General features: G+C 68.6%; 19 protein-coding genes. 14 read left to right on the top strand and 5 right to left on the bottom strand.

Annotation, left to right across the window (positions count from 1 at the left end):
• Positions 1-12: 12 nt before the first annotated feature.
• Positions 13-1,194, bottom strand: a complete 1,182-nt coding sequence (locus ACFVDI_RS19900; protein ID WP_378908792.1) for a homogentisate 1,2-dioxygenase — start codon at positions 1,192-1,194, stop codon at positions 13-15.
• 90 nt (positions 1,195-1,284) lie between these two features.
• The gene (locus ACFVDI_RS19905) at positions 1,285-1,959 is read right to left on the bottom strand and encodes an IclR family transcriptional regulator (RefSeq protein ID WP_378908796.1); all 675 of its coding nucleotides are present in this window, start codon (positions 1,957-1,959) and stop codon (positions 1,285-1,287) included.
• Positions 1,960-2,219: 260 nt separating this feature from the next.
• On the opposite strand from ACFVDI_RS19905, the gene ACFVDI_RS19910 reads away from it, so the two are divergent.
• Genes ACFVDI_RS19910 through ACFVDI_RS19935 form a run of 6 tightly spaced genes read left to right on the top strand, consistent with a single transcriptional unit; the run spans position 2,220 to position 7,525 of the window.
• Positions 2,220-3,542, top strand: coding sequence for an MFS transporter (locus ACFVDI_RS19910; protein WP_378908800.1), 1,323 nt, complete (start codon positions 2,220-2,222; stop codon positions 3,540-3,542).
• The gene (locus ACFVDI_RS19915; protein WP_378908807.1) at positions 3,539-4,327 is read left to right on the top strand and encodes an SDR family NAD(P)-dependent oxidoreductase; all 789 of its coding nucleotides are present in this window, start codon (positions 3,539-3,541) and stop codon (positions 4,325-4,327) included. The genes ACFVDI_RS19910 and ACFVDI_RS19915 overlap by 4 nt, the downstream gene beginning before the upstream one ends.
• Positions 4,327-4,767, top strand: coding sequence for a nuclear transport factor 2 family protein (locus ACFVDI_RS19920; protein ID WP_378908812.1), 441 nt, complete (start codon positions 4,327-4,329; stop codon positions 4,765-4,767). Before ACFVDI_RS19915 ends, ACFVDI_RS19920 begins: the two co-directional genes overlap by 1 nt.
• Positions 4,760-5,593 carry an SDR family NAD(P)-dependent oxidoreductase gene (locus ACFVDI_RS19925; RefSeq protein ID WP_378908817.1) on the top strand — a complete coding sequence of 278 codons (834 nt, stop codon included), beginning with the start codon at positions 4,760-4,762 and terminating at the stop codon, positions 5,591-5,593. The genes ACFVDI_RS19920 and ACFVDI_RS19925 overlap by 8 nt, the downstream gene beginning before the upstream one ends.
• Positions 5,586-7,043: an FAD-dependent oxidoreductase gene (locus ACFVDI_RS19930; protein WP_378908822.1), complete on the top strand. Its 1,458-nt coding sequence runs from the start codon at positions 5,586-5,588 to the stop codon at positions 7,041-7,043. Before ACFVDI_RS19925 ends, ACFVDI_RS19930 begins: the two co-directional genes overlap by 8 nt.
• Entirely contained in the window at positions 7,040-7,525 is a 486-nt protein-coding gene (locus tag ACFVDI_RS19935) for a nuclear transport factor 2 family protein (RefSeq protein ID WP_378908826.1), read from the top strand. The genes ACFVDI_RS19930 and ACFVDI_RS19935 overlap by 4 nt, the downstream gene beginning before the upstream one ends.
• Positions 7,526-7,594: 69 nt before the next feature.
• Here ACFVDI_RS19935 and ACFVDI_RS19940 read toward each other — a convergent pair whose 3' ends face one another.
• A complete protein-coding gene (locus ACFVDI_RS19940) occupies positions 7,595-8,299 on the bottom strand; it encodes an IclR family transcriptional regulator (protein ID WP_378908830.1) in 705 nt (234 codons plus the stop codon).
• Positions 8,300-8,409: 110 nt separating this feature from the next.
• Here ACFVDI_RS19940 and ectB point away from each other — a divergent pair, with 110 nt between their 5' ends.
• The 6 genes from ectB (at position 8,410) to ACFVDI_RS19970 (ending at position 13,157) form a co-directional block, all read left to right on the top strand.
• Positions 8,410-10,305, top strand: coding sequence for a diaminobutyrate--2-oxoglutarate transaminase (gene ectB, locus ACFVDI_RS19945; protein ID WP_378908835.1), 1,896 nt, complete (start codon positions 8,410-8,412; stop codon positions 10,303-10,305).
• A 28-nt stretch (positions 10,306-10,333) separates the two neighbouring features.
• The gene (locus ACFVDI_RS19950; RefSeq protein WP_378908838.1) at positions 10,334-10,768 is read left to right on the top strand and encodes an ectoine synthase; all 435 of its coding nucleotides are present in this window, start codon (positions 10,334-10,336) and stop codon (positions 10,766-10,768) included.
• Entirely contained in the window at positions 10,765-11,664 is a 900-nt protein-coding gene (gene thpD, locus ACFVDI_RS19955) for an ectoine hydroxylase (protein WP_378908841.1), read from the top strand. Before ACFVDI_RS19950 ends, thpD begins: the two co-directional genes overlap by 4 nt.
• A gap of 69 nt (positions 11,665-11,733) precedes the next feature.
• The gene (locus ACFVDI_RS19960) at positions 11,734-12,060 is read left to right on the top strand and encodes a DUF4333 domain-containing protein (protein WP_378908845.1); all 327 of its coding nucleotides are present in this window, start codon (positions 11,734-11,736) and stop codon (positions 12,058-12,060) included.
• Between the two features lie 37 nt (positions 12,061-12,097).
• On the top strand, positions 12,098-12,649 hold the full coding sequence (locus ACFVDI_RS19965; RefSeq protein ID WP_378908848.1) for a hypothetical protein: 552 nt from the start codon (positions 12,098-12,100) through the stop codon (positions 12,647-12,649).
• A gap of 25 nt (positions 12,650-12,674) precedes the next feature.
• The gene (locus ACFVDI_RS19970; RefSeq protein ID WP_378908851.1) at positions 12,675-13,157 is read left to right on the top strand and encodes a MarR family winged helix-turn-helix transcriptional regulator; all 483 of its coding nucleotides are present in this window, start codon (positions 12,675-12,677) and stop codon (positions 13,155-13,157) included.
• 24 nt (positions 13,158-13,181) lie between these two features.
• Here the strand turns inward: ACFVDI_RS19970 and ACFVDI_RS19975 are convergent, their stop codons facing one another.
• Together ACFVDI_RS19975 and ACFVDI_RS19980 are read right to left on the bottom strand one after the other, a co-directional pair.
• The gene (locus ACFVDI_RS19975; protein ID WP_378908855.1) at positions 13,182-13,448 is read right to left on the bottom strand and encodes a transcriptional regulator; all 267 of its coding nucleotides are present in this window, start codon (positions 13,446-13,448) and stop codon (positions 13,182-13,184) included.
• A gap of 34 nt (positions 13,449-13,482) precedes the next feature.
• Complete coding sequence (locus ACFVDI_RS19980) at positions 13,483-13,815, bottom strand: ArsR/SmtB family transcription factor (protein ID WP_378908858.1); 333 nt, start codon at positions 13,813-13,815, stop codon at positions 13,483-13,485.
• Positions 13,816-13,930: 115 nt separating this feature from the next.
• Here ACFVDI_RS19980 and ACFVDI_RS19985 point away from each other — a divergent pair, with 115 nt between their 5' ends.
• Both ACFVDI_RS19985 and ACFVDI_RS19990 read left to right on the top strand, forming a co-directional pair.
• Positions 13,931-14,170, top strand: coding sequence for a hypothetical protein (locus ACFVDI_RS19985; protein WP_378908862.1), 240 nt, complete (start codon positions 13,931-13,933; stop codon positions 14,168-14,170).
• Positions 14,171-14,179: 9 nt separating this feature from the next.
• Entirely contained in the window at positions 14,180-15,856 is a 1,677-nt protein-coding gene (locus ACFVDI_RS19990) for a SulP family inorganic anion transporter (protein ID WP_378908866.1), read from the top strand.
• Positions 15,857-15,913 lie beyond the last annotated feature (57 nt).

The raw sequence follows: 15,913 nt of genomic DNA on the forward strand, positions 1-15,913 counted from the left end.
ACGCGGGGCAGCTCACCGGTTGCGCTCCCACGAGTAGGCGTAGGTGCCGTCATCGGTCGCGCGGCCGGCCTCACCCAGGAGGAGCGGCCGGAAGGTGTCGACCATGACGGCGAGCTCGTCGAAGAACTCGGCACCGATGCTGCGCTCGTACGCACCCGGCTGCGGGCCGTGCGGATGGCCGCCCGGGTGCAACGAGATCGAGCCCTGCCCGATGCCGGAGCCCTTGCGCGCCTCGTAGTCGCCGCCGCAGTAGAACATCACCTCGTCGGAGTCGACGTTGGAGTGGTAGTAGGGCACCGGGATCGCGAGCGGGTGGTAGTCGACCTTGCGCGGCACGAAGTTGCAGATGACGAAGTTGTTGCCCTCGAAGACCTGGTGCACGGGCGGCGGCTGGTGGATCCGGCCGGTGATCGGCTCGAAGTCGCGGATGTTGAACACGTACGGGTACAGGCAGCCGTCCCAACCGACCACGTCGAACGGGTGGTGCGGCAGCACGTGCACGGTCCCGGCGATCCCATGCGGTCCGCGGTGCTTGATGTAGACCTCGACGTCCTCGCCCTCGACCACCTTCGGCCCCTCCGGCAGCCGGAAGTCCCGTTCGCAGAAAGGAGCGTGCTCGAGGAGCTGCCCGTGCTTCGAGAGGTAGTTGCGCGCCGGACCGATGTGGGAGTTGGCCTCGATGGCGTAGATCCGCAGCACACCGTCCGGAACGACGCGGTATGTGGTCGCCCGAGGAATGATCACGTAGTCGCCGTCCGCCACCTCGAGGTCGCCGAACACGGTCTCGACCCGGCCGGCGCCGGCCTCGACGTAGAGGCACTCGTCGCCGAGCGCGTTGCGGTAGTAGGGGCTCACCGCGTCGGCCACGACATAGGCCAGCCGTACGTCGTCGTTGCCGAGCAGCAGGCGACGACCGGTCACGGCGTCGATGCCGGTGGCACCCTCCGCGAAGATCTTGTGCGTCGACAGGTGCCGCGGGATGAGCGGGTGGTTGGGCACGAGGGACTGGTCGTTCAGCTCCCAGGTGCGGTACTCGCGCACGGCCGACGGGATGTTCTGGTGGTAGAGCAGCGAGGAGTCGGAGGAGAAGCCCTCCTCCCCCATGAGCTCCTCGAAGTAGAGGTTCCCGGCCTCGTCGCGGTGCTGGGTGTGCCGCTTCGGGGGAACGGCGCCGACGGAGTGGTAGTACGGCATGAGTGCTCCTTGTGCGTTGAACGCACATTTATGTGCGCTCCAAGCGCAAAAGTAAGACGTCGGCCGACTCGCCGTCAAGCATGCGCCGACTCAGCCGACGCCGAGGTCGGCCAGCCGCCGAGCGGCGGCATCCACCAGCGGCCCGACCTCGGCCGGGTCGATGTCGTCCATCGTGACGATGCCGACGGACGCCCGCAGGTGCCCGGGCGCCTCGAAGCCGACGGCGATCCCCACAGCGCCGCGCTGCAGCTCGCCCGCAGTGTGGCTGTATCCGAGCTCGCGGGCCTCCCGCACCGCCGATGAGTCCCCCGGCTGCGGCTCGGCGAGCGCAAGGATCGCGATCCCGCTCGCACCCCTGTCCAACGGGTAGCGCAACCCGATCCGGTAACCCACGCGCACCGGCCCCTGCCCCATCTTCGGGTCGGCCTCCAGCACCGGGACGCACTCGTCCTCGCCATGAGCGACCGTCAGGAACGCCGGAGCCCCCACCTCGTCGGCGAGATCCTGCAGGGACGGCTCGGCCGCCTGGATCAGCTGCGACGAGAAGCGGCCGGCCATCGCGATCACGCCGGCGCCGAGACGCAGCCTCTTGTTGCGCCCCTGGGTGACAAGTGCACGAGCCTCGAGCGTGGCGACGATGCGATAGGCGATCGCGCGGTCGACGCCGAGATGAGCAGCGACGTCGGCCACCGTGACGCCGGCCGGGTTCTGGGAGACGAAATCCAGCGCCGCCAACCCACGATCCAAGCCCTGCAGCGTGGCCATCCTCATCCTCTCCATCAGGTCGTCAACTGAGCACATCAGCCCCAGCCGCACACTAGAGCACGCCCCCGCGCACAACCATCGCCGCCGACCCCGAGCGCCGACGTCGAGCGCCGACGTCGAGCGCCGACGTCGAGTGCCGACGTCGAGTGCCGAGCAGGGACGCCGATCCACCGAAGGGTGTTGCGCCCATCACACATTGATGGTTATCGTGACGCATAATTGAACGCTTCGTTCGTTATTTGAACGTCCGAGAGGCAAAGATGACCCACTCCGTCACCACAGGCAGCAGCCCGTCCGGGACCAGCCGCCCCACCCAGTCCACCGTCAAAGTGATCCGGGCCGCCGTGCTCGGCACCGTCGTCGAGTACTACGACTTCGCGATCTACGGCTACATGGCGACGATGATCGCCAGCCACTTCTTCATCGAGAGCGACCCGACCACCGCGCTGCTGAACACCTTCGCCGCCTTCGCGGTCGCGTTCTTCCTGCGCGTGCCGGGCGGGATCTTCTTCGGGCACATCGGTGACAAGTACGGCCGCAAGCGCTCCCTGACCTACACGATCCTGCTGATGGCGATCGCCACGGCGGGAATCGGCATCCTGCCGACGTACGCCACGCTCGGCATCTGGGCGACCGCCGTCCTCGTGCTGTGTCGCTGCCTGCAGGGCTTCGCCGCCGGGGGCGAGCTCAGCGGCGCCAACGCCTTCGTCGCGGAGAACGCACCGGCCAGGCACCGCGCCTTCCAGACTTCGTTCGTCAACACGGGCACCTACCTCGGATCGCTGCTGGCGGCGCTCGTCGCCCTGGGGGTCAACGCGGCCTTCAGCGAGGAGACCGTCAGCGAGTGGGCCTGGCGGGTGCCGTTCCTGATCAGCCTGGTGATCGGCCTGATCGGCCTCTACATCCGTAGCCAGCTCCACGAGACGGACCAGTTCGAGGCCGTCCAGGAGTCCGAAGAGATCGAGCAGTCGAACTACCCGATCACCGATGTGCTCCGGCACGCGTGGCGCCAGGTTCTCCTCGTGGTCGGGCTCGGCGCGCTGATCGTGGGCGGCTACTACATCTGCTCCGTCTACGCCGCCAGCTACCTGCAGACCGAGGGCGGACACTCCGCGGACGTCGCCTTCACCTCCACGTGCATCGCGATGATCGCCGCGGTCATCAGCCTGCCGATCGCCGGCCACCTGGGCGACCGGTTCGGACGCCGACCGGTCTTCTTCACCAGCTCCGGCCTCGTCGCCGTCCTCACCATCCCGGCCTTCCTGCTGATGCGCGACGGCTCGGTGGCGGCCGCGATCGCGGCCCAGGCGACCCTCGCCTTCGTGATCGGCTGCAACAACGGCGTCTCGTTCTCCACGTACGCCGAGATCTTCCGCGCCCGCTACCGCTACAGCGGCATCGCGCTGGCCAACAACTTCACCAACATGACGCTGGGCGGGACGGCGCCGTTCATCGCCACCCTCCTGATCAGCCTGACCGGCAACAACCTCGCGCCCGCGGGATTCCTGCTGTTCACCGCCGTGCTGTCGTTCGTCGCCACGTTCTTCCTCCCAGAGACCCGCGGCAAGGAACTTGAGCTGTGACCGATCGCGACTTCGTGGGCCGGTCCGTCTTCATCACCGGCGCCGCCGGCGGTCTGGGACGCGCCTACTGCCTCGCGCTCGCGTCCCGCGGCGCCCACGTGTGGGTCGCCGACCTGGACGAGGACGGCGCCCGAGGTGTGGCTGAGGACGTCACGGCCGCCGGTGGCTCGGCGCGGGCGGTCACCCTCGACGTGGCCGACCCGGAGTCGTGGTCGCGGGTCTCGCGGGAGGTCGAGCGGGAGGGTCCCCTGCACGGTCTCGTGAACAACGCCGGGGTGAGCCTTCGCTTGGGCATCGACGAGACCAGCGTCGAGCAGTGGAACCAGGTCATGGCGATCAACCTGTCCAGCGTCTTCTACGGGATGAAGTTTCTCGCCCCCGCTCTCACCAGCGCCAACGGCGCGTCGGTAGTCAACGTCTCCTCCATCGCCGGGATGGTCGGCTACTTCTCCGCGACGTACGGCACCAGCAAGTGGGGCGTACGCGGCCTGTCGAAGGTCGGCGCCCTCGAGTATGCGGAGCGTAGGGTGCGGGTCAACTCGCTGCACCCCGGCCTGACCGGTACGCCGCTGCTGCACCAGGCCGCCGACAGCAGCTTCGTGGACGCGAGTCTGCGCGCCGTGCCGGAGGGACGGCTCGCCTCGACCGAGGAGATCGCCTCCGTGGTCTGCTTCCTGCTCTCCGACGCCTCCTCCTACATCAACGGGGCGGAGCTGGTCGCCGACGGCGGGCTGACATCGGGTGGTCTCTACCACCGGATCCTGGCCGACCTGGGGGCCGAGTGATGAGCCCCGTGCTCGAAGCCTTCGTCGAGGTGCAGCACTTCTACGGACAACAGTCGCTGGCGATCGACCGGGGTGATGCCGCCGGCTGGGCCGCGATGTTCACACCCGACGGCGTCTTCGACTCACCCACCTACGCAGAGCCGGTCACCGGCACCTCCGCCCTGGAGACCTTCGCCCGGACGGTGCACGAGAGCAGCCCGCACCTGCACCACGTCGTGACGAACGTGGCGCTCGACGACGCCACCGACGACGCGGTCACCGTGCGGGCCAACCTCCTCATCGTCACGACCGGCGACATCACCACCGGCGAGGCGCGCATCGACCGCGTCACCACCATCCATGACCAGTTCCGGCGCCTGCCGAGGCTGCGGCTTCACCACCGTCTGGTTGTCCGAGACGGACAACCAGACCCGACCCAAGAAGGAGCAATCCATGACTGACGACCGTTCCACCACGAATCCCGGCCGCGTCGACTTCTCCCCCGTACCTGCGCTCAACCCCGAGCTCAGCGGGCGGACCGTCGTCGTCACGGGGGCCGGCCGAGGAATGGGCGCACTCTTCGTCGAGGAACTCGCCCGTCGCGGCGTGAACGCGGTCGGGGGCGACCTCGACGGCGAGGCGATGGCCGTGGTGGCGGAGAAGATCAACGCCAATCTGTCCGGCGTCGCCGACGCCGGCCGGGTCTGCGGGGTCGGCGCCGACGTGACCGACCCCGCAGCACACGACGCGTTGGCAGAGAAGGCACTCGCCGAGTTCGGCCGCCTCGACATGTGGGTCAACAACGCCGGCGTCTTCCCGCAGGCCGAGTTCACCGACATCTCCCCGGATCAACTCGCCACGACCTATGGCGTCAACGTCAACGGCGTGGTCTACGGGGGTCAGGCCGCGGCTCGCCATTTCCGCACCGTCGGCGGCGGTGTCATCGTCAACATGGGCTCGGTGGCGGCCGTGCGGGCTCGCGTCACGCGTGCGGCGTACAACTCGTCCAAGGCTGCGGTCAAGCACCTGACGACCTGCATGTCCGTCGAGCTCGGTCCGGACAACATCCGGGTGAACTCGATCGCCCCGGGGTTCATCGACACCGAGATGACCCGCTGGGTCCAGGAGGACCCGGTCGCCCTTGACCGCGCGCTCAACACCGTGCCGCTGCGGCGTCTGGGCGCCCCGATGGAGGTCTTCGCCGCCCTCTACTTCCTGCTCTCGGACAGCGCCCGGTACATCACCGGCGCCAACATCCCGGTGGACGGTGGCTCGCAGCATGTCTGAGCCGTACGACTACGACCTCATCGTCGTCGGCGCGGGCGGCGCCGGCCTGGCCGCAGCCATCTCGGCCGCCCAGGACGGTGCCCGGGTTCTCCTCCTCGAGTCCGAGACCGAGGTCGGCGGATCGACCCAGCTCTCGGCGGGCCTTCTCACCGCGGCCGGCACGGGCGTCCAGGCGGCGCTCGGGGTGGAGGACTCCCCCGCCCGGATGTTCCAGCACTACATGGACCTGAACCAGTGGCGGGTCCTGCCCGGCCCGGTCCGGATGTTCTGCGAGGAGTCCAGCACGATCGTCGACTGGGTGACCGAGCTCGGCGTCGAGATCCCCGCCCAGATCTCCCACAGCGCTCACGTGCCGGGGCTGTCCCGCGCCGGTGTCGAAGACGTGTGGCGCGGCCACGTACCGAAGGATCAGGGATACGGGCTCGTGCTCGCGCTCGACAAGGCACGCGCCCGGCTGGGCGTCGACCTGGCGCTCGGCAGCCGGGTGGACGACGTACTCATCCGCGACGGCGAGGTCGTCGGTGTGGTCGTCGAGGATACCGAGATCACCGCGCCGGGCGTCGTCATCGCCTCCGGCGGGCTCGCCGCCAACCCGGAGCTCGTGGCGAAGTACTTCCCCGAGACCTCGGTCGCCGGAGACGCCCTGTTCGTCGTCGCCGCACCTGGATCCCGCGGCGACCACGTCGGGATCGCCGAGCGGCACGGCCTGTCCCTGTTCGGCGACGGCTGGGGCCTGCTCCTGGTCACCGCCGAGTTCCAGCGCTTCCACCACTGGCAGAGCGGGTTCCCGCCGCCCTCCCGCATCCACATCAACACCGACGGCCGTCGGTGCATGGACGAGGACGCGCCGTACGCCGTGAGTCCGGGGATCCTGAAGGACCACGGCGGCTGGGTGTGGGCGGTCTTCGACGAACGAGCGCGTACGGCTCTGCCGGAAGGCTATGCCGACTGGACGCCCGACCGTGTGGCCGAGGAGGTCGACAAGGGCGTCGTCCGCCGCGCCGGCACCCTGGAAGAGCTCGCCGCCATGATCGAGGTCCCGGCCGCGAACCTGGCTGTCAGCGTCGAGCGGTTCAACGAGATGTTCGGCAACGGTCGCGACGAGGACTTCCTCCGGCACGAGACGCTGGCGGGCAAGGGCGCCGGACCCCATCTGGACCCGATCGGGTCCGGACCGTTCTACGCCGTCCGGATGATGCCGGCGGAGCTCGTCTGCACCCACACCGGACTCCAGATCGACGCCCACACGCGGGTGGTGAGAACCGACGGCCGCGTCGTTCCGGGACTGTTCGCGGCGGGCGAGGCCGCGGGCGGGATCCTCGGCGAGCGCTACGTCGGCGGCGGGAACTCCGTCGCCCACGCACTGGTGCTCGGCCGGGTGGCCGGACGCGAGGGCGCCCGACGCGCGGCAGAGATGACCCCGAGGCAGACGGAGGGCGCGGACGCATGACCCGCATCGAGGACAGGTTCGAGATCCAGGACGTGCTGTTCCGGTACGCACGCGCCGTCGACCGGCTGGACTACGACGCGATCGCGGCGTGCTACTTCGACGACGCGATCGACGTCCACGGTGGCTACACCGGGAACGCGGCCGGGCTCGTCGAGGACATCCGGCAGCGACACCGGACGATCGACTCCTCGCAGCATTTCATCAGCAACGTACTGATCGACTTCATCGATGACGACACGGCCGACGTCGAGTCGTACTGCCTGTGCTTCCTGCGTCAGCAGCCGGCGGAGGGAGCGACCGAGCAGGACCTCGCGATCATCCGCTGCCGCTACGTCGACCGGTTCGAACGTCGCGACGGCCGGTGGGCGATCGCCGACCGGGTCGTGGTCTTCGACGAGTCCCGCACCGTGGCCGTGCTCGACCAGCTCGACTCCGCCTGGGTGGCCTCCCAGCGCGACCGGAACGATCCCGTCTACTCCTGAGAACGGGGCGATCCCGGATCGGATCCGGGTCTCGAGGCACGTCGCCCGAGGCCCCGGATCCGGCGTCTCTCAGCGCTGGCCGCCGTGCAGGACCAGCAGCGACCTGAGCTCCTCCGCCGCCTTCACCACCAGCGGGGCCGCTCGATCCGCCGCGTTGCGATCCACCAGCGAGATCCCGAGGCACGCCTCCGGCATCTTCGAAGGGGTGGGTACCGGCACCGACACCCCCGCAACACCTGGGATGATCTGCTCGAACGACAACGCGTAGCCGAGCCGCCTGGCCTCGCGCACCTCCTCGGAGTCGTCCTCGCTCGGCGGCCTCCCGGCGAGGATCGCGATCCCACCCGAGCCTCGGTCGATCTGGTGGCGATGTCCGGTCCGGAACGACAGGTGGACCGCCGCGTTGCGTGGCTCCACGACGGCGATCGCCTGGACCTCGTTGTCACTGACCGGGACCATGATGTGCGCCGTCCCCCCGGTCGCGTCGGCCAGCTCCGCGAGCACCGGATAGGCGATCCGGTGCAGGTCGCTGTCGACGTGCGAGGCGAGCTGCACGAGTCCGTAGGACAGGTGGAAGCACTTGTTCTCGTCGCGACGGACGATGTCGTGGGCCTGGAACGTCTCCATCAGCCGGTGAAGTGCCGTGCGGTTCATCCCCAGGTCCCGGCTCAACGACGCGAGAGTGACTCCCAGGGGATGCTCGGCCAGGTACCACAGCACCCGCAGACCGCGATCGATCGTTTGCGCACCGGCCGGCGGCGCGGAATCAAGCATCTGGAGACGACCCCTTCTGACATGTGCGTTATATGAACACCCTACCCGTATTTCGTAGTGCGGACTCCTCCCGGGCCTTACGTCCCGCATCCTGTTAGCGTCGCGAGGCGATGCCACATCGCAATTCGACTGGCAGCGTGCCCCGCCCGAAGTCGGCTACCCGAGTCGACTTCCGCTCACCGGACCTCGCGGACGGTCAGCATCTGTGGCGGATGGCACGGGAATCTCGGGTACTCGACGTCAACACCTCGTACGCCTACCTGCTGTGGGCGCGCGACTTCGCGGCGACATCGATCGTCGCGACCGTCGATGACGATCCAGGAGGATTCGTCATCGGCTACCGCCGGCCGGACGAGCCGGAGACCCTGATGATCTGGCAGGTCGCCGTCGACGAACGGCACCGCGGCCAGGGTCTGGCCCGTCGCATGCTCGACGAGCTCGTCGACAGCCTCTCCGGCCCCGCAGAAGGTCGCCTCTCCGGAGACCCGGCAGTACGCCGCCTGGAGACGACCATCACCGCGGACAACAGCGCCTCCATCGCGCTGTTCACCTCGTTCGCGAACGCACGCAGCGCCTCGATCGAGCGCACGCCGCTCTTCGAGGCGGAGATGTTCCCCGACGGGCACGACGCGGAGCTGCTGTTCCGCATCGGCCCGTTCTCGACCGCACGACCCGACGGGAACGCCCCCTCGGGATCGACGACACACGGAGGTGTCATGTCCATGACGACGACCGCCGAACCCACCACCGCGATCTTCGACTCCCTCGAGTCGCAGGTCCGCAGCTACTGCCGCAGCTGGCCGGCGGTGATGACCCACTCCCAGGGGTCCACCGTCACCAGCGAGGACGGGCGAGAGTTTCTGGACTTCTTCGCCGGAGCCGGCGCGCTCAACTACGGACACAACAACCCCGCGCTGCTGGACCCGCTCCTCGACTATCTGCGCGAGGGCCGCATCGTGCACTCGCTGGACATGCACACCAGCGCCAAGCGGGACTTCCTGCAGGCCTTCTCGGACCTGATCCTCGAGCCGCGCAACCTCGACTACAAGGTGATGTTCCCGGGACCGACCGGGACAAACTCCGTCGAGGCCGCTCTCAAGCTGGCCCGCAAGGCGACGGGACGCCAGCACGTGCTGTCCTTCACCAACGCCTTCCACGGGATGACGCTCGGCTCGCTGGCGGTGACCGGAAACTCGATGAAGCGCAGGGGCGCGGGCATCCCGCTGACCAACAGCTCGAAGATCCCGTACGACGACTACTTCAACGGTGCCGTCGACGACTTCATGTGGCTGGAGCGGGTGCTCCAGGACAGCGGCTCCGGCGTCGACAAGCCGGCCGCGATCATCGTGGAGTCCGTCCAGGGCGAGGGCGGCCTCAGCGCCGCCCGGCTGGAGTGGCTCAAGGCGCTCTCGGACCTGTGCCGCGAGCACGACATCATCCTGATCGTCGACGACGTGCAGGCCGGCTGCGGCCGTACGGGCACCTTCTTCAGCTTCGAGGAGGCCGGGTTCACCCCTGACATCGTCTGCCTGTCGAAGTCGATCTCCGGCTTCGGCCTGCCGATGGCGCTGACCCTGATCCGGCCCGATCTCGACCAGTTCGAGCCCGGCGAGCACAACGGCACCTTCCGCGGTCACAACCTCGCCTTCGTCACCGCCCGGGTGGCCTTGGAGACGTACTGGGCCGACGACTCCTTCCAGAAGGACGTCCAGGCGAAGGCCGCCGAGCTGCGCACGGGACTGACGAAGATCGCCGAGCGCTACGAGGGTGCGGCCGTCCGCGGCCGCGGTCTCCTGACCGGCATCGCCTTCCCGGACGCCAGCTCGGCCGGGAAGATCGCGGCGGCTGCGTACGAGCAGGGCCTGCTGGTCGAGACCTCCGGGCCTGAGGACGAGGTGCTCAAGACGATGCCTCCGCTGACCATCAGCTCCGAGGAGCTCGCCCGCGGTCTCGCCGTCCTCGAGAAGGCGACCGCATCGGTCCTCGGCGACGCCAGCGCGGCCTGACCTGCCCCGACACCTGAATCGAGACAACATGCGCGTCACCTATCTGGAAGACCTCGACGACACCGACCGCGACGTACGCGTCGAGTCCGAGCACGGGACCTGGCGCAGCCGCCGGATCGTCCTGGCCCGCGAGGGCGTCGGTTTCTCCTTCCACGAGACCAACATCCCTGCCGGGACGACGAACGAGTTCTGGTACGCCAACCACATCGAGTGCGTCTACTGCGTCGGCGGCGAGGGCGAGCTCCTCGACCGCGAGACGGGAAAGACGTACGAGATCCGCGACGGGATGTGCTACCTGCTCGACAAGCATGACAAGCACACCGTCACCGCCACGACCGACCTACGTCTGATCTGCACCTTCAACCCGCCTGTCACCGGTCGCGAGGTGCACGACGCCGACGGCGTCTACCCGCTTCTCACCGAACCCGCCGAACCCGCCGAAACCGAGGAGGTAACTGCATGACCGCTACCACCGAACACGCCGAGGACCTCTACCCCACCCGCCTCGGGGAGGGCTACTCCACGCTCCCCCGGCACGACCAGGTCGTCTGGGGCACGGCGGCCGACGGGCCGATCGACCAGGAGACGCTCGACTCCTACGACGAGCGCGGCTACCTGACCGTGCCCGACCTCATCACTCCCGAGGAGGTCGAGGAGCTCCGCGCCGAGCTGCGCCGGCTGAGCAATGACCCGGAGACCCGGGCAGACGAGCGCACCATCATCGAGTCCGCCTCCCAGGAGGTGCGCTCGATCTTCGAGGTGCACCGGACCAGCGACCTCGTCGCCAGGCTGGCGGCCGACCCGCGCGTGGTCGGCCGCGCCCGGCAGATCCTCGGCTCGGACGTCTACATCCACCAGAGCCGGATCAACCTCAAACCCGGCTTCGGCGGCGGGGACTTCTACTGGCACTCCGACTTCGAGACCTGGCACGCCGAGGACGGACTGCCCCGGATGCGGACGGTCAGCATCTCCATCTCGCTGACCGACAACCACTCCTTCAACGGGCCGCTGATGATCATGCCCGGCACGCACCGGACGTACGTCTCGTGCGGTGGCGCCACACCCGAGGACAACTACAAGTCCTCGCTGGTGATGCAGGGCGCGGGCACTCCCGACCAGGAGACGATCACGAAGCTGGCCGACACCTACGGGATCGACGTGCTGGCCGGTGCTGCCGGCAGCGCGGTCATGTTCGACTGCAATTGCATGCACGGCTCCAACGGCAACATCACGCCGTACCCGCGCTCGAACGTCTTCCTGGTGTTCAACAGCGTGGAGAACGCCGCGGTCGAGCCGTTCTCGGCGCCGAGTCCCCGGCCCTCGTTCATCGGGGCGCGCGACTTCACCCCGGTGGGCTGACCGCCCGCGGCGCCCGAGCTGGTGCGGCGTACGTCTGTCTGGTCTTTGCCTACCCCTAGGCTGAGCCCCATGACACGCACCCGCGCCTTCTCGGGCGCCCTGACCGGCGCGGCTCTCCTGGCGCTGCCGCTCGCGCTGACGGCCTGCGGCTCGAGCGAGGACTACGTGCAGGAGAAGACGGTCGAGCGGATCGCGACCGAACAGCTCACCAACGCCATCGGCGTCACGCCCGAGGACCTCGACTGCCCCGGTGACCTCGAGGGCAAGGTCGGCACCGAGATGACCTGCGTCCTCACCTCCGAGGGCGAGAAGTACGACGCGATCATCACCGTCGACGACGTCGACGGTGGCCGGGTCCACTTCAACATCGACGTGCCACCGAACGCCACGGAGTGAGCCCACGGAGTCCTCGGAACCGATAGCCTGTTGAGTCGTGTCCCCTCATACGAGGCCTTTCTTCGACCATGTCGCGCGCGTGTGCGACGGCACGCCCTACAAGGCGACCGAGACGGCGCGCGGGTTCGACGTCGAGCTCGACCTGGCCGACGAGCGCTGGCACCCCCTGCTCCTGGGCGCCAAGCTGAACTGGGTCTTCACCTATCACGTGTCGATGCCGACACGGGGGTCCTACGCGATCATCGAGGACACCCGCAGCATCGTCTGGTTCGGCGACGTGCCCCACACCCAGAAGACCGGCGTACGCCGCATCGAGGCCGACGACGAGCAGACCGACCAGGGCGTGTGGACCGTGCACGACCCCGAGGCGGTCCCGGACGAGGACCAGTACCGTTTCGACGCCGAGGAGGGGCGCACGCTGATCACCAGCGTCGCGCGGCTCTACGCGCTGCAGCAGCGCGGCACCCGGCACGAGGGAACGGGCTTCTCGGTCGCCGTCGGCCTGGTCGTGACGCTCTCGGTGATCGCGACGGTCATCGGCGTCGCCGTGATCCTCAACCTGCTCGGCACGTTCGGCGCACCGTCGTAAAGAGTTCTGTGTGATGCTGGCCCGCATGGATCCGATCCGCGAGGCGACCCGGCAGTGGATCGCGCACGGCTGGGCCGACGCCGCCGACGGGATGGCGCTGGTCACCTCACTCGTGCGTGTGCACCAGCTCGTCATGGAGCGCGTCGACGCCGCACTGCGCCCCCATGACCTCTCCTTCGCCCGCTACGAGGTGCTCCGCCTCCTCTCCTTCACCCAGGAGGGCCAGCTACCGATGGCCAAGCTCGGCTCCCGCCTCCAGGTCCATCCCGCCTCGGTGACCAGCGCCGTCGCCCGCCTGGAGAAGCAGGGCTTCGTACGCCGCGGCCGCTCCGACGTCGACGGGCGGGTGGTCCTCGCCGCGATCACCGACGCCGGACGCGAGGTGGTCGAGGCGGCCACGGTCTCGCTCAACACCGAGGTCTTCGAGAAGCCGGGGATCGAGGACGTACCCGGTGTGACCGCGCTGCTCACCCAGCTCCGGGCAGCCTCCGGGGACACCGTCGACTAGGACGTGGCGTCGCTGCGGAGTCGGCTATCGCCAGAGCACGAAGTAGTAGACGAGCAGCGGGATCACGGGCGCGAGGAGAAACCAGGCCGTGGCCAGCGAAAGCTTGTTGATCAGGCGCACGCCGGCCACAGCCATCACGCCGAGAAGCACCGAGATCACGAAGAGCCCCTCCCTCGCCCCGCCCTTGTCGGCACCGGTGGCACCCAGCGCGGCCATCGCCAGGGAGTGCAGGAGCACGACCGCGCAGAGCAGCGACGATGCGACGTACTTCTTGACCTGCTCGATGTGCACGGCTCTCAGCTCTTCTTGACGTAGGTGGTCGGTGTCAGTCGTCGGCGACGGTGAGCTCGTCCTCGAACTCGCTGCGGGTCTCGGCGAGGCTGACCAGGATGGTGCGGGCGGAGAACAGGAGGTCGCGGACCTCGGGGATGCTGATGGAGTAGACCACCTCGCTTCCCTGTCGGTAGGAGGTCACCAGCGAGGTGCGTCGCAGCACCGAGAGCTGCTGCGACAGGTTGCTGGGCTCGATCGCGATCCGCTCCAACAGCTCGTGGACGGCATGGTCGCGCTCGGCGAGGAGCTCGAGGATGCGGATCCGTGCCGGATGGCCGAGGGTGCGGAAGAACTGCGCTTTGGCCTGGTAGAGCGGGACGCTCATCGAGGCCTCCGTCGAGCAGAGGTGAAGAAGAATTCCAGCATGGGGTTATGATACATACATGACTTGAAGATGTCTTCATGTCTTGAATCCTTCGCTCGACCTTCAGGAGCACATAGTGGCCAACGTGAGCGCCAGTCGGATCGAGATCGGCGACGTCATCACGATTCCCGGAACACCGATGCGTCGGTGCCGTGTACGCCTGATCCGATCAGCGGCGCCGGGAGTCGTGTGGCTGTACCTGACCGATTCCACCGGCGAGCGGCTCCGTCGTCACGTCGCGCTCCCACTGGACCAGAGCATCCTGCGCCACCACACGACCCCGTTCGACCCCGATCAGATCCCGGAAGACGGCTAGGTGTTCGACATGTCATCGGTGGCGCTCCCGCAGCTGAGAGAACGTGTCGCCGCTCTGTTGCCGGGCAAGGAAGACTGGGAGGCGGCCAGACGGGATCCGAAGAGGGACCTGCTCGCCGGGGTCACGGTCGCCGTCGTGGCGCTGCCGCTGGCGCTCGCGTTCGGGGTGTCCTCCGGGATGGGAGCACCGGCGGGGATCGTGACGGCCGTGATCGCAGGCGTCGTCGCGGCAGTGTTCGGCGGCTCGAACCTGCAGGTCTCGGGGCCGACCGGGGCGATGACGGTCGTGCTGGTGCCGATCATCCACGACTTCGGCCGCGACGGTGTGCTGATGGTCGGACTGCTGGCCGGGATCATGCTGCTGATCGCCGCCGGGCTCGGTCTCGGGAAGCTGGTGCGCTACCTGCCGGTGCCCGTGATCGAGGGATTCACCGTGGGCATCGCCGTGGTGATCGGGCTGCAGCAGGTGCCCGCGATGTTCGGGATCGACGGTCGCGAGTTCGAGCACACCTGGCAGGTCGCTCTCGACGTGGCCCACCGCTGGCTCGGGCAGCCACAGTGGGCACCCGTGGTGATGGCACTGCTGGTGGCGACGTTCATCCTGGTCGCGCAGCGGTGGCGTCCGGCGGTTCCGTGGTCCCTGGTGGCGATCGTGCTGGCCACCGTCGCCGGACTGTGGCTGCCCGTCCAGGGGATCGGCGAGCTGCCACCCGGTCTGCCAGCACCGAGCACCGGATTCCTCTCGCTGTCCGGGCTGACCGCCCTGGTCCCGGCGGCTGCCGCGGTCGCCGCACTGTCCGCGCTGGAGAGCCTGCTGTGCGCGACCGTGGCCGACTCGATGACCGTCGACGAGTCCCACGATCCCGACCGCGAGCTCGTCGGCCAGGGTCTGGCGAACCTCGCGGTGCCGTTCTTCGGTGGCGTACCCGCGACGGCGGCGATCGCGCGCACCGCCGTCAACGTGCGCGCCGGGGCGGGCTCCAAGCTGGCCGCTGTCACCCATGCGGTGGTCCTGCTGGTGATCGTGAGCGCGTTGTCCGGTCTTGTCGCCCACATCCCGCTCGCGGCGCTCGCCGGCGTGCTGTTGGCCACCTGCGTACGCATGATCGAGGTCGCCTCCGTCCTCGCGCTGCTGCGCTCCACCCGTGGCGACGCGGTCGTCCTCGTGCTCACCTTCGTGGTGACGGTCGCCTTCGACCTCGTCGATGCGGTGATCGCGGGGCTCCTGGTCTCGATCCTGTACGCACTGCGACAGGTCGCCCGCAGCGCGGTCGTCGAGCGGGTCGAGCCGTTCGAGCCCGCCCGCGGACTGCATTCCGAGGAGGAGCACGAGCTGCTGAAGAAGCACATCGTCGTCTACCGCTTCGACGGCCCGCTGTTCTTCGCCGCCGCCCACCGCTTCCTGCTCGAGCTCTCCGAGGTCGCCGATGTCCGGGTGGTGGTGCTGAGGATGTCCCGGGTGACCACGATCGACGCGACTGGCGCGAAGGTCCTCGACGAGGTCGTCTCCCGCCTCGAGCGACGCGGCAAGGTCGTCATGATCTCGGGCATCTCTCCAGAGCACGCCGAGGTCCTGGCCCGCCTCGGCGTCGCCGACCACCTGCGCCGGGACAACCGCATCCACAGCACGACCCCGGAGGCCATCTCCCGCGCGCTGGAGCTGGTGGCCGAGCACACCGTGACCTGAGGCAGCAGACCCACCAAAGAAGGTATCCCGACCACACCCGGAGCCGTGTACTGGCGA

It is taken from the genome of Nocardioides sp. NPDC057767 (genome assembly GCF_042798275.1).
In the GTDB taxonomy this organism is placed as follows: Bacteria; Actinomycetota; Actinomycetes; order Propionibacteriales; family Nocardioidaceae; genus Nocardioides.